The organism is Streptomyces sp. NPDC019890 (assembly GCF_044903445.1).
Taxonomy (GTDB): Bacteria; Actinomycetota; Actinomycetes; order Streptomycetales; family Streptomycetaceae; genus Streptomyces.
On sequence record NZ_JBJDQK010000003.1, the window covers coordinates 29,958 to 42,573 of the forward strand.

12 protein-coding genes are annotated in these 12,616 nt (G+C 70.9%); 9 read left to right on the forward strand and 3 right to left on the reverse strand.

Features of this window, described 5'->3' with window-relative positions; genetic code table 11:
* The first annotated feature begins 146 nt into the window (after window positions 1-146).
* Entirely contained in the window at window positions 147-509 is a 363-nt protein-coding gene (locus tag ACI2LP_RS08515) for a DUF1304 domain-containing protein (protein ID WP_404724425.1), read from the forward strand.
* Entirely contained in the window at window positions 506-1,060 is a 555-nt protein-coding gene (locus ACI2LP_RS08520) for a TetR/AcrR family transcriptional regulator (RefSeq protein ID WP_404723790.1), read from the forward strand. The genes ACI2LP_RS08515 and ACI2LP_RS08520 overlap by 4 nt, the downstream gene beginning before the upstream one ends.
* Before the next feature lie 94 nt (window positions 1,061-1,154).
* On the opposite strand, the gene ACI2LP_RS08525 is transcribed toward ACI2LP_RS08520, so the two are convergent.
* Window positions 1,155-2,594: a gamma-aminobutyraldehyde dehydrogenase gene (locus ACI2LP_RS08525; protein ID WP_404723791.1), complete on the reverse strand. Its 1,440-nt coding sequence runs from the start codon at window positions 2,592-2,594 to the stop codon at window positions 1,155-1,157.
* Between the two features lie 179 nt (window positions 2,595-2,773).
* Between ACI2LP_RS08525 and ACI2LP_RS08530 the strand changes: the two genes are divergently transcribed.
* The 7 genes from ACI2LP_RS08530 (at window position 2,774) to ACI2LP_RS08560 (ending at window position 9,916) form a co-directional block, all read left to right on the forward strand.
* On the forward strand, window positions 2,774-3,265 hold the full coding sequence (locus ACI2LP_RS08530) for an Lrp/AsnC family transcriptional regulator (RefSeq protein ID WP_404723792.1): 492 nt from the start codon (window positions 2,774-2,776) through the stop codon (window positions 3,263-3,265).
* The gene (locus ACI2LP_RS08535) at window positions 3,250-4,629 is read left to right on the forward strand and encodes an aspartate aminotransferase family protein (RefSeq protein WP_404723793.1); all 1,380 of its coding nucleotides are present in this window, start codon (window positions 3,250-3,252) and stop codon (window positions 4,627-4,629) included. The genes ACI2LP_RS08530 and ACI2LP_RS08535 overlap by 16 nt, the downstream gene beginning before the upstream one ends.
* A 194-nt stretch (window positions 4,630-4,823) precedes the next feature.
* Window positions 4,824-5,552, forward strand: coding sequence for an ABC transporter ATP-binding protein (locus ACI2LP_RS08540; RefSeq protein WP_404723794.1), 729 nt, complete (start codon window positions 4,824-4,826; stop codon window positions 5,550-5,552).
* Window positions 5,534-6,679 carry a hypothetical protein gene (locus ACI2LP_RS08545; protein WP_404723795.1) on the forward strand — a complete coding sequence of 382 codons (1,146 nt, stop codon included), beginning with the start codon at window positions 5,534-5,536 and terminating at the stop codon, window positions 6,677-6,679. Before ACI2LP_RS08540 ends, ACI2LP_RS08545 begins: the two co-directional genes overlap by 19 nt.
* A gap of 108 nt (window positions 6,680-6,787) precedes the next feature.
* The gene (locus ACI2LP_RS08550; RefSeq protein ID WP_404723796.1) at window positions 6,788-7,909 is read left to right on the forward strand and encodes an LOG family protein; all 1,122 of its coding nucleotides are present in this window, start codon (window positions 6,788-6,790) and stop codon (window positions 7,907-7,909) included.
* 72 nt (window positions 7,910-7,981) lie between these two features.
* On the forward strand, window positions 7,982-8,896 hold the full coding sequence (locus tag ACI2LP_RS08555) for a hypothetical protein (protein ID WP_404723797.1): 915 nt from the start codon (window positions 7,982-7,984) through the stop codon (window positions 8,894-8,896).
* A 114-nt stretch (window positions 8,897-9,010) separates the two neighbouring features.
* A complete protein-coding gene (locus tag ACI2LP_RS08560) occupies window positions 9,011-9,916 on the forward strand; it encodes a hypothetical protein (protein WP_404723798.1) in 906 nt (301 codons plus the stop codon).
* Between the two features lie 28 nt (window positions 9,917-9,944).
* Here ACI2LP_RS08560 and ACI2LP_RS08565 read toward each other — a convergent pair whose 3' ends face one another.
* Together ACI2LP_RS08565 and ACI2LP_RS08570 are read right to left on the reverse strand one after the other, a co-directional pair.
* Window positions 9,945-10,961 carry an ABC transporter ATP-binding protein gene (locus ACI2LP_RS08565; RefSeq protein ID WP_404723799.1) on the reverse strand — a complete coding sequence of 339 codons (1,017 nt, stop codon included), beginning with the start codon at window positions 10,959-10,961 and terminating at the stop codon, window positions 9,945-9,947.
* Window positions 10,962-12,575 carry an ABC transporter permease gene (locus tag ACI2LP_RS08570; protein ID WP_404724426.1) on the reverse strand — a complete coding sequence of 538 codons (1,614 nt, stop codon included), beginning with the start codon at window positions 12,573-12,575 and terminating at the stop codon, window positions 10,962-10,964.
* Window positions 12,576-12,616 lie beyond the last annotated feature (41 nt).

Consider the following 12,616-nt stretch of genomic DNA (forward strand, 5'->3'; position numbering starts at 1 on the left):
GCTGGCACGTCCGAAGGATGCCGGGAGGCGGGCACGGGCGGCAATGGACGCTGCGTCGATCCCTGCGCACCGCGGGCGACACTCTGTCGATCATGGACATGTGTCTATACTTACTGGACAGCTGTCCATAAACTTGGGGATTGATGATGCACACAACGGCGAATGTCCTGGTCGGCGTGGTGGCCGCGCTGCACGCTTACATCCTGGTTCTGGAGATGTTCCTGTGGGAGCGCAAGCCGGGACGCGGCCTCTCCGGCTTCGACGCCGAGATGGCCCGCGCGACCGCCCCGCTCGCCGCCAACCAGGGGCTGTACAACGGCTTTCTCGCGGCCGGCCTGGTCTGGGGCCTGATCGCCGCGGACCCGACGGGGTACCGGGTGCAGGTCTTCTTCACCAGCTGCGTGGTCATCGCGGGCCTCTACGGCGGCTTCACCGCGAACCGGCGCATCCTGGTGGCGCAGGCGCTGCCGGGGGCGCTCGCGCTGGCGGCCGTACTGGTGGCGGGATGAGCGACCCGCGCGCGGAACGCACCCGGGCGCGGCTGCGCGAGGCTCTGCTCGCCGAGTGCGCGGAGCGCCCCCTCGAAGAGGTGAGCGTTGCAGCACTGGTACGCAGGGCGGGGCTCGGCCGGGCCACGTTCTATCTGCACTACCCGGACCTGGGGGCACTCGCGGTCGACGCCTGCGCGGAGGTCGTACGGAACGCGGTGGACGCGCTGCATGCCTGGCGCGGCACCCCGGACCCGGCCGTTCCGCCGCCCGCTCTGACGGCCTTCTTCACCGAACTCGCCCCGCATGCCGCGCTCTACCGGACCCTGCTGCGGGAGGGCGGCAGCGGCCCGCTGGGCGAGCTGCTCCACCGCGAACTGCGTGACCGCAGCCGCAAGGAACGCGAGTTGGCGGGTGCGCCCGCCGCACCCCTGATCGCCTCGGCGGTGGCTGCGACCTTCGCGGGCGTCCTGGCGGACTGGCTGCACGGAAAGATCGACGCGCCTGCGGAACTGATGGCGTCCCAGATCTGGCGCCTGCTGCTCGCATTGCACCGGACACCACTGCGATGAGCCCGGAGCGGGGTCCGGGGGCGCGGGGTCCGGGGGCACAGCCCCGGATTCAGGAAGGGGCGGGGTGGGGGAAACTCCCCCACCCCGCAAAGGATTACGCGTCCAGCGACGTCATCACGTGCTTGATCCGCGTGTAGTCGTCGAACCCGTACGCCGACAGGTCCTTCCCGTAACCCGACTTCTTGAACCCGCCGTGCGGCATCTCGGCCACCAGCGGGATGTGCGTGTTGATCCACACACAGCCGAAGTCCAGCGACTTGGACATCCGCATGGCACGCCCGTGGTCCTTGGTCCACACCGACGACGCCAGCGCGTACTCCACCCCGTTCGCCCACTCGAGCGCCTGCGCCTCGTTCGTGAACGACTGGACCGTGATGACCGGGCCGAAGACCTCGTGCTGGATGATCTCGTCGTCCTGCTTGAGGCCGGAGACGACGGTCGGCGCGTAGAAGAACCCCTTCTCGCCGACCCGGTGGCCGCCCGCCTCGACCTTGGCGTGGGCCGGGAGCCGCTCGATGAACCCGGTCACCTGCGCCAGCTGATTGGCGTTGTTCAGCGGGCCGTACAGCACATCGGCGTCGTCCGGCGCACCCGTCCTGGTGTCCGTGGCCGCCTTCGCCAGTGCCGCCACGAACTGGTCGTGGATCGACTCGTGGACAAGGACGCGGGTCGCGGCCGTACAGTCCTGGCCGGCGTTGAAGTAGCCCGCGACCGCGATGTCCTCGACGGCCTTCTCGATGTCCGTGTCCTCGAAGACGACGACCGGCGCCTTGCCGCCCAGCTCCAGGTGGACGCGCTTGACGTCCTTGGCCGCGGAGGCCGCGACCTGCATGCCCGCCCGCACGGAACCGGTGATGGACGCCATCGCCGGCGTCGGGTGCTCGACCATCGCGCGGCCGGTCTCACGGTCGCCGCAGATGACGTTGAAGACACCCTTGGGCACGATCGCGCCGATGATCTCGGCCATCAGGACGGTCGACGCGGGGGTCGTGTCGGACGGCTTCAGTACAACGGTGTTGCCCGCCGCCAGCGCCGGCGCGAACTTCCACACCGCCATCATCATCGGGTAGTTCCACGGCGCGACCTGCGCACAGACTCCGACCGGCTCGCGACGCACGATCGACGTCATGCCCTCCATGTACTCGCCGGCCGAACGGCCCTCGAGCATCCGCGCCGCACCGGCGAAGAAGCGGATCTGGTCCACCATCGGCGGGATCTCTTCGGTGCGGGTGAGCTCCAGCGGCTTGCCGGTGTTCTCCGACTCGGCCGCGATCAGGTCCCCGGCCCGCTCCTCCAGGGCGTCCGCGATCTTCAGCAGCACCCGCTGGCGCTCGGCCGGGGTGGTGTCGCGCCAGCCGGGGAAGGCGGCTGCGGCAGCGTCCATGGCGGCGTCGACGTCGGCCTGGCCGGAGAGCGGCGATGTGGCGTAGACGTCACCCGTGGCAGGGTTGACGACGTCGAGGGTCTGGCCGTCGGCGGCGTCCCGGAACTCCCCGTTGATGTAGTTGCGCAGACGACGCAGCTCGGTGGTCACTGTTGCCACCCCTCCTGTCAGATGTCCAATGGGTGAGATACCCAGCCTAATCTCTAGGGTGACGCTTTCGACAGCCCCGACCCTCGCCAACTTCGGATTCAGTGAGATTAGCAGCGCAGAACAACGAATTTCATTGCTCGGGGGTTGCCAGACAGAGGAGTCCCGTGCAAAGTGAGCACGTGTCCAGTCGTAGCGCAGACTCCAGGAACGCGAACGGATCGTCCCCGACGATCGACGCCGTCTCCCTAGCGATCATCGAACAGCTCCAGGAGGACGGGCGCCGTCCGTACGCCGCCATAGGCAAGGCCGTAGGCCTCTCTGAAGCGGCCGTACGACAGCGCGTCCAGAAGCTGCTGGATCAGGGCGTGATGCAGATCGTCGCCGTCACGGACCCGCTCACCGTGGGTCTTCGACGCCAGGCGATGGTCGGCATCAGGGTCGAGGGTGACCTCGACCCGGTCGCCGATGCGCTCACCGCCATGGCCGAGTGCGAGTACGTGGTGATGACCGCGGGCTCCTTCGACCTGATGGTGGAGATCGTCTGCGAGGACGACGACCACCTTCTCGAAGTGATCAACAAGCGGATCCGTGCGCTCCCCGGCGTCCGGTCCACCGAGAGCTTCGTCTACCTCAAGCTCAAGAAGCAGACCTATATGTGGGGAACCCGATAGCCGTGAGCCAGGACCTCTCCCAGACCGCCTACGACCACCTGTGGATGCACTTCACCCGCATGTCGTCGTACGAGAACGCCCCCGTCCCCACCATCGTCCGCGGTGAGGGCACCTATATCTACGACGACAAGGGCAAGCGGTACCTCGACGGTCTCGCCGGCCTCTTCGTGGTCAACGCCGGCCACGGTCGCGTCGAGCTCGCCGAGGCCGCGTTCAAGCAGGCGCAGGAGCTCGCCTTCTTCCCCGTGTGGTCCTACGCGCACCCGAAGGCCGTGGAGCTTGCCGAGCGGCTCGCCCACCTCGCCCCGGGCGACCTCAACAAGGTCTTCTTCACCACCGGCGGCGGCGAGGCGGTCGAGACCGCCTGGAAGCTGGCGAAGCAGTACTTCAAGCTGCAGGGCAAGCACACCAAGTACAAGGTCATCTCCCGCGCGGTCGCCTACCACGGCACCCCGCAGGGCGCCCTGTCGATCACTGGTCTGCCCGCCCTCAAGGCGCCGTTCGAGCCGCTGGTCCCCGGCGCGCACAAGGTGCCCAACACCAACATCTACCGCGCGCCGATCCACGGCGACGACCCCGAGGCCTTCGGCCGCTGGGCCGCCGACCAGATCGAGCAGCAGATCCTCTTCGAGGGTCCCGAGACCGTCGCCGCGGTCTTCCTCGAGCCGGTGCAGAACGCCGGCGGCTGCTTCCCGCCGCCGCCCGGGTACTTCCAGCGGGTCCGGGAGATCTGCGACCAGTACGACGTGCTGCTCGTCTCGGACGAGGTCATCTGCGCCTTCGGCCGGCTCGGAACGACGTTCGCCTGCGACAAGTTCGGCTACGTACCGGACATGATCACCTGCGCCAAGGGCATGACCTCGGGCTACTCCCCGATCGGCGCGTGCATCGTCTCCGACCGCCTCGCCGAGCCGTTCTACAAGGGCGACAACACCTTCCTGCACGGCTACACCTTCGGCGGCCACCCGGTCTCCGCGGCGGTGGGCCTGGCCAACCTCGACATCTTCGAGAAGGAGGGCCTCAACCAGCACGTCCTGGACAACGAGGGCAACTTCCTCTCCACGCTGCAGAAGCTGCACGACCTGCCGATCGTCGGCGACGTCCGCGGAAACGGCTTCTTCTACGGCATCGAGCTGGTCAAGGACAAGGTCACCAAGGAGTCCTTCACGGACGAGGAGACCGAGCGCGTGCTCTACGGCTTCCTCTCCAAGGCGCTGTACGAGAACGGCCTGTACTGCCGGGCCGACGACCGCGGTGACCCGGTCGTGCAGCTGGCGCCGCCGCTGATCGCCGACCAGTCGACGTTCGACGAGATCGAGCAGATCCTGCGGACGGTGCTGACGGAGGCCTGGACCAAGCTCTAGGCCTCCGCAGAGCCCCAGTCCCAGCAGCCGTGAACGGCCCGGGTACGCCCATTCGAGTGAGATGGGACGGACCCGGGCCGTGTGCTTCCTCCGACCCCGGTGCTGAATACCTAGCGTGCCGAGTGACCGATCGGCACTGACTTCGTTCCCCCGAAGGGGGGAGTGGAAATCTGATCAGAACCGAGGTGTACGCCATGGTGGCCCCGCCGGACAACGATGTGCTCTGGGCACGTTCCCTGCATCACTCCCACAGCGGCTCGCCCGCGCTGGTCGGTGTGTCGCTCGGTGTGCGGGAGGGCGAGATCCTTGCAGTGCAAGGCGCACGCGGCAGCGGCAAGACCACGCTGCTGCGGTGCCTTTCCGGTCAACTCGTCGCGCAGCAGGGCGAGGTCTGGTTCAACAGCTCCCCCGTGCACACGCTCAAGCCGCTCGCCCGCGAGCGGCTGCGACGTGACCGTTTCGGCTGGATCGACCCCGAGCCGACGCTGGTACCCGAGCTGACGGCATGGGAGAACGCGGCCCTGCCGCTGCTGCTGGGCGGGACCTCGCGCCGCACTGCGAAGAGCGCGGCGATGGAGTGGCTGGAGCGGCTCGACATCGGCGCGTGCGCCCGTATGCGGCCCCATGCGCTGCTCCAGGCACAACGGCAGCGGGTCGCCACGGCGCGGGCGCTCGTCGCCACGCCGTCGGTGCTGTTCGCCGACGAGCCGACGGCGACGCTGCACCGCGCGGACCGGGTGCAGGTGCTGCGTACGCTGACGGCCGCGGCCCGATCCCACCGGATCACCGTTGTGCTCGCCACGTACGACCGGGAGGTGGCGGCGCTGGCGGACCGTTCGATCACGCTTGTGGACGGCAGGCGCGTCAACTCGCTCGCGAACGCGGGCACGGAAGGGCGGGCCGAGTGCTCGCTCTCCGTCTAGCCCTGGGCTCACACCCGCTGGTTCTGCTGCGCCGGCTGATGGTGGCGGCGGCGTCGGCGGGTGTCGGCTTCCTGCTGCTGTGCACGCTGACGTATGCGCTGTCCCATCCCGACGAGTCCGGCACGTCCGGACTCCGGCTGCTCTGGTGCCTGATCCCGCTCGCCGCGACGGTGCAGTTCGCGGTGGCGGTGGCGCGTACGGATCCGAGTACCCGGCCACGGTCCGGGCTCTCGGCGGTCGGCCTGGGGCCGGCCAGGCTCGCCGCGCTGTCCGCGGTCTCGACCGCCGTCTCCGGCACGCTCGGCAGCATGGTCGCGCTGCTGGTCTTCCTGTATCTGCGGGGTGATCTGACGGGGCTGCCGTTCGACGGGGCGGCGGCCGAACTGCTCGCCGCGGGCGAGCCGCTGCCCCTGGCGGCGGCGCTGACCCTGCTCACGCCGGTGCCGCTGCTGGCCTCGGTGGCCGCCGCGCTGGCCCTGCGCCCACGCCGCCTCACTCCGCCCCCGGACGCGCCGGCGCCGGCGCCGACCGGGCTGCCGTGGGGGGTGGCCCTGATGGCCGCGGGCCTGGCGGCCGAGACGTACGCGAGCCGCGGTGGCCCGGGCTCGCCGCTCCCTCTTCCCGGTGAGTTCGACGGCAACCCGGCGGGCGTGCTGGCGGGCTGGACCCTGACCGCCCTGGGCCTGGCCCTCGCAGGCCCGGGCATCACCCGCCTCTGCGGCCGCCTCCTCCAGTCCCTCCGGCCGGGCCCGACCCGCCTGTTGGCGGGTCGGATCCTGATGGAGGAAGCCACCCGCATCGGCCGCCCGCTGGGCGTGGTGTGCGCCGTGGCCTCGGGCGCGATCGCGGCAACTTCCGTGTACGACGGGACGCCCCCAGACCTCCTGGGCCCCCTGACGACGCTGGGCGCGGCACTGGTCATGACCTGCACAACGGCGACGCTGCTGGTCTCGGCTCTCGAATCGAGACAGTCCCGCGCCCCAACGACGGCCGCCCTCCGCCACCTTGGCACCCCCGCGGCCACCCTCCGCAGCGCGGCGGCCCTGCGAGCGGCAATCCTGCTGGCGGCGTTCGCCCCCCTGACATGGGCGGTGGCCGCGGTCGCGGCGATCCCTCTCTCCCGCTAGCGATACGCCGGGGGCCGCTGCCCCCGGTTCGGGCGACGGGCGGTGTGGCGGAAGAGATCCCCGCACCCCCGCACCATCTGCCCCACCCGCACCCCCTATCGTGGCCGCATGGCGCACCCCACCCCCGACCGCGAGATCGAAACTCTCGACGAGTTCGATCAGGTCGTCTCCAGCCACTCCCTCGCCGGACACCGCGTCCAGTCCGTCGACCTCACCGACCGCACCTTCGCGCTCCTCGGCACCGACACCACCGGAGCCGTCTTCCTCGGCTGCCGCATGCAGCCCGACGCCGCCGCCAAGGTCAGGGCCGACGGCGCGCTCGTCTTTCCGCCCGTCCCCGATCTGCCCTTCGACCCGTACCGCGGGCTCCTCTACTCGCCCGACGAGCTCTTCGAAGGCCTCTCCACCGGCGGCTACGACGCCACCCCAGACGCCCTCGCCTACGACTGGTTCCAGCAGACCAAGGCCGACGGCGACATCTTCGCCTCGATGCTCCGCTCGATCCACGACGACGCGATTTCCGACGCACTCGACGAACTCCTCGTCGGCGCCCGCGTCGTGGGCGTGATGGGCGGACACGCCATGGCCCGCGGCACGGACGCCTATGCCGGTGCCGCCCGCCTCGGCCGGGTCCTCGCCCGGGACGGGTTCACCGTGGCGACAGGCGGCGGCCCCGGCGCCATGGAGGCCGCCAACCTCGGCGCCTACGCCGCCCCGCACCCCGACGAGATGCTGGAGGAGGCGCTCGAACTCCTCGCCAAGGCCCCCTCGTTCGCCCCCTCCATCTCCGACTGGGCCGACGCCGCCTTCGAGATACGAGGCCGCTGGCCCGGCGGCGGTGACTCCGTCGGCATCCCCACCTGGTTCTACGGGCACGAGCCGCCGAACGCCTTCGCCGGCCACATAGCCAAGTACTTCGCGAACGCCACCCGCGAGGACGGCCTCCTCGCCCGCTCCAACGCGGGCGTGATATTCCTGCCCGGCGCCGCCGGCACGGTCCAGGAGATCTTCGACAACGCGACCCCGAACTACTACGAGTCCCGCGGCGAACCGACCCCCATGGTCCTCGTCAACCGCGCCCACTGGACGGACTCGCTCCCCACCTGGCCGCTGCTCCAGTCCCTCGCGGCAGGCCGCCCGATGGAATCGCGTATCGCGCTCGTCGAGTCGGTCGACGAGGCGCCCGCCGCACTGCGCCGCCTCGCGGGCCTCGACCGACCGGCCGACTGAAGCAACTTCCGGCGCCCCACACACGTCTGGCAGTTCGGCAGAGTCGCTGCCCCCACGTGAACGGAGCCCTTGGTGCTGATCGGCCTACTGACCGCTGTCGCGGCCTCGATCTGTTACGGCACAGGATCGGTGCTGCAAGCCGTCGGATCCCGCCGGTCCGCCCGGCAGCAGGCAGCCGCCGCCGGCGTCACCCAGCACGGCGGCCCGAGCCTGTCCTCCACCGCGAAGGCCGCGATGACCTGGGAGTTCATCGTCGGCACCATCTTGGACTTCGTCGGCTTCGGCCTGGGGGCGCTGGCCGCGCGACTGCTCCCCCTCTTCCTGTCCCAGACCGTCATCAGCGCCAACCTGGTGATCACCGCCGTACTGAGCGTCAGAATGCTCGGCATCCGCCTCACCCGCGCCGAGTGGGCGTCCATCGCCGTCGTCTGCTCGTCGCTCGTGCTGCTGGCCACCGCGGCGGGCCCGGAGGGCAACGGCCACACCCCGATCGCGACCCACTGGTGGCTGCTGGCCATCGCCGTGCTGCTGATGGCCGGCGGCACCGTCGTCGTACGCCTCATGGGTTCGCGCGCCGCGATTCTGGCCGGTCTGCTGTCGGGGCTCGGCTTCGGCGCGCTGGGTGTCGGCGTGCGCGTACTCAACGGCATCGACCCCTTCGACCTTGGCGCTCTGCTCAGCGACCCGGCTCTGTACGCGATCCTGGTGGCCGGTATCGGCGGCATGTATCTGCACACGGTCGCTCTGCAGATCGGCTCGGTCAACGGCGCGACGGCCGCGCTCGTGGTCGGTGAGACCGTGCTGCCGGGCATGATCGGCGTGCTCTGGCTGGGCGACTCCTCGCGCGCCGGATTTGCCTGGGCAGCGATCCTCGGCTTCGTACTGGCGGTCGCGGGCGCGGTCGCGGTGGCCTGGTTCGGCGCGCCGGAGGCGCACGGCGACGAGCTTTTGCCGGAGGCCGAGCCGGAGCTCACCACCGCGCGCTAGCAGGCCCGCCGACCCGCCCCGTGGCGGCCTTCCTTCCCCGGCCGAAGGGGGCTTCACTGGATGCCCTGTGTACACCGGCGCGTGTACGCCGACCAAACGGGTGGGGGGATCCAGATGTGGAACAGACGGGGTGTATTGGCCGCCGGGGCGGCAGCGAGCGTGGCGGCGCTCACCGGGGCCGCGCTGCCGGAGGTGTCCGAACCGGAACGGCAACGCGGTCCGCTGCAGATCGTCACCGGCGAGGACGGGTTCGTGTCCCCGGCGACCGCCCGGGCGGGGGCCGTGACCTTCCGCGTGCGGACCACCAGCCCCCGCACCGGCACCGTCGGCGTCGCCAAGCTGCGCGACGGGGCGACCGAGGCCGAGTTCCGTGCCCGGATGCGACAGGTGTTCGCCGCCGAGGAACCGGCGGCCGTCATCCGGGCGTCCCGGGAACTGATGGCCACCGTCGACCAGTTGGGCGGTGCGGCGCCCCACCCCGGTGCGGACTCCGACTTCACGCTACGACTGAGGCCGGGAAGCTATCTCGTACTCGAATACCTGGACTTCGCGGGTGCGCTCGGCCGAAATCCCCAGCCGGGCGATGAGTACGTACGTCCGCTCACGGTCCGGGCGCCCGAGTCCGACAGCAGGCCGCCGCGCCCCTGCGGCACTCTGACGGCCCTCGAATCCGCGGCCGGTGCCCCGCGCTTCGCGCTGAACGGCCCGGTCCTTTCCGAGCAGCCGCTCCGCTATGTGAATGCCATGCGCGAGCACGTCGACGAGGCTCGCTTCTATCCCATCGACGACGACTCGGTCACCGAGGCGGCCATCGTGGCGTTCTTCAAGGGCGAGACGGGCGTGCCGCCGTTCGACTTCGCGGGCGCGCTCGGCACTCCGCCGCTCTCGCCGGGCCGGGAGGTGACGTTGCGGATGCCGATGCGCTCGGGGCGGTACGCCGTCGTCAGCTGGGTGCGCAGTCTGGTCGACGCCCAGCCCCTGACCGCGCACGGCCAGCTGCTCATCGTCACCGTTCCCTGACTGCTCCCTGACTGTTCCCGGTAGCGGGTCAGTCGAGCACCACCACGTCGTCGGCGGCGAAGGTCACCCCGACCAGCGCCCCCTCCAGCGGCGCGTCACGCAGGGAGCACTCCGCCTCCAGCGGCGGCCCATCGGCAGGCCGCAGCCGTACGGCGACGTGGTTGCCCCGGAACGTAAGCCCTTCGACCGTGCAGGGCAGCCCTTCCGCGGCGTCGCCGAGCCGTACGCCCGCGGGCCTGACCAGCACCTGGCACTCGCCCTGCGGCGCACCGTCCGGCACCGGGATCTTGCCCCACACCGTGTCCGCCGCGGCGCCGCTCACCGTCGCCGCCACCACATTGTCGAAGCCGAGGAAGCGCGCCACGAATGCCGAGCCGGGCCGCTGCCAGACGTCGAGCGGTGTGCCCGCCCGGGCGATCCGGCCGTCGCGCATGACGACCACCCGGTCGGCGAGCGCGAAGGCCTCGCCCTGGTCGTGGGTGACGGCGAGGACGGTGGTGCCCAACCGTCCGAAGAGCTCGCGCAGTTCGACGACGAGGCGTTCGCGCAGACTTCGGTCCAGCTGGCCGAGCGGCTCGTCCAGCATCAGCAGCCGGGGCTCGGGCGCGAGCGCCCTGGCCAGCGCAACCCGCTGCTGCTCGCCGCCGGAGAGCGAGGCCACGGCCCGGCGCTGCGCGCCGGGCAGCCCGACGAGCTCCAGCAACTCGGCCACCCGGTCGGCCTGTTCGCGTCGGCCCATGCCGTGCATACGCAGTCCGAAAGCCACATTGCCGCCCACGTCGCGCTGCGGGAAGAGCTGGTGGTCCTGGAACATCAGGCCCACTCCGCGCCGGTGCACGCTCACTCCCGCCTGGTCGGCGCCGCCGAGCAGTACCCGGCCGCCGTCCAGGCGCTGCAGTCCGGCGACGGCGCGCAGCAGTGTGGACTTGCCGCTGCCGCTGGGGCCCAGCACGCACACGATCTCGTGGTCGGCGACCTCCAGGTCCACCGCGTCGAGCGCCGCCCTGGCCCCGAACCGTACGGTCGCGTCCCGCAGCATCAGCATCTAGAACTCCCCTGAACGGTCGGGCCGGATACGTTCGAGCAGCAGCAGCGCGGCCGCACAGACGACCATCAGGATGGTCGAAAGGGCCATCGCCTGCCCGTAGTTGAGCTCACCGGGACGGCCGAGCAGACGGGCCACGGCGACCGGCAGCGTCGGATTGTCGGGCCTGGCGATGAAGACGGTCGCGCCGAACTCGCCCAGCGACACGGCGAAGGCGAAGCCCGCTGCGACCAGCAGCGCCCGTCGCACCATCGGCAGGTCGACCTCGCGCCACACCCGTAGCGGCGAAGCGCCGAGCACTGCCGCCGCCTCGCGCAGCCGCTCGTCGACCGCCCGCAGGACGGGCAGCATTGTGCGTACGACGAAGGGGATGCCGACCAGCGCCTGGGCGAGCGGCACCAGGATCCACGAGGCCCGCAGATCGAGCGGCGGCTTGTCCAGGGTGATCAGAAAACCGAAGCCGACGGTCACGGCGGACACCCCGAGCGGCAGCATCAGCAGTGCGTCGAAGCCGCGCACCAGCCGCCCGGCCCTCCGCGTGAGCGCGGCTGCGGCGAGTCCGCCGACGGCCAGCGCGATGCCGCTCGCGACCAGTGCGTACTCCAGCGAGTTCGCCACGGCCTCGATGGGCGGTACGAGGAACGTGCCGCCGCTCGCGTCGCTGGAGGTGAGCGCCCGGAAGTAGCCGAGGCCGTAGCCGCCGGGCCCGTCGAGCGAGCGCTCGACCAGGACGCCGAGCGGTACGAGCACCAGCAGCAGGATCGTGGCGAGTACGCCGCCGAGCAGCGCCCACTGGCCCGCGCCGCGCGGCCGCCGCGCCGTCTGCCCCGGATCCACCAGCTTCAGCGCGGTCTCCCGCCGCCGCACCGTCCACGCGTGCACGGCGAGGATGGCTCCGACCGCGGCGAACTGCAGCAGGGAGAGCACGGCCGCCGTGGACAGATCCAGCAGCTGGGCGGTCTGACGGTAGATCTCCACCTCGAGCGTGGCGAAGGTCGGCCCGCCGAGGATCTGTACGACACCGAACGAGGTGAAGGTGAAGAGGAAGACCATCAGCGCGGCAGCGGCGACGGCGGGCCCGAGCGCCGGCAGCGTCACCCGTCGCCAGGCGGCGAACCGTCCGGCACCGAGCACCCGGGCGGCCTCCTCCTGCCGCGGGTCGAGCTGCGACCACAGACCGCCCACGGTCCGTACGACCACCGCGTAGTTGAAGAAGACGTGCGCGAGCAGAATCGCCCACACCGTGGTGTCGAGCCTGACACCCCACAGCTCGTCGAGCAGCCCGCCGCGTCCGAGGAGCGCCAGGAACGCCGTCCCGACGACGACGGTCGGCAGCACGAACGGAACGGTGACCACCGCCCGCAGCAGCCGCTTGAAGGGAAAGTCGAGGCGGGCGAAGGCATACGCGCCGGGCAGCGCGATCACCATGGTGAGCGCCGTCGAGGCGAGCGCCTGCCAGGTGGTGAACCACAGCACGTGCTGGATGTCGGCGCGGCCGAGCACCTCGCCGATCCGCCCGAACTGCCACACCCCGTCGATCTGGAGGCCGCGGCCGACGATCGCGCTGACGGGATTGGCGAAGAAGACCGCGAAGAACGCGACGGGCACGGCCATCAGCCCGAGCCGCGCCGCGTTCCCGCGGAGCGCGCCCGGCG

Excerpts from the sequence above, each read along its gene's own strand:
- ACI2LP_RS08550 (WP_404723796.1), top strand. The coding sequence starts at position 6,788 with ATGGCGCACCCCACCCCCGACCGCGAGATCGAAACTCTCGACGAGTTC.
- ACI2LP_RS08515 (WP_404724425.1), top strand. The coding sequence starts at position 147 with ATGCACACAACGGCGAATGTCCTGGTCGGCGTGGTGGCCGCGCTGCAC.
- ACI2LP_RS08520 (WP_404723790.1), top strand. The coding sequence starts at position 506 with ATGAGCGACCCGCGCGCGGAACGCACCCGGGCGCGGCTGCGCGAGGCT.
- ACI2LP_RS08560 (WP_404723798.1), top strand. The coding sequence starts at position 9,011 with ATGTGGAACAGACGGGGTGTATTGGCCGCCGGGGCGGCAGCGAGCGTG.
- ACI2LP_RS08570 (WP_404724426.1), bottom strand. The coding sequence starts at position 12,575 with ATGGCCGTGCCCGTCGCGTTCTTCGCGGTCTTCTTCGCCAATCCCGTC.
- ACI2LP_RS08565 (WP_404723799.1), bottom strand. The coding sequence starts at position 10,961 with ATGCTGATGCTGCGGGACGCGACCGTACGGTTCGGGGCCAGGGCGGCG.
- ACI2LP_RS08540 (WP_404723794.1), top strand. The coding sequence starts at position 4,824 with ATGGTGGCCCCGCCGGACAACGATGTGCTCTGGGCACGTTCCCTGCAT.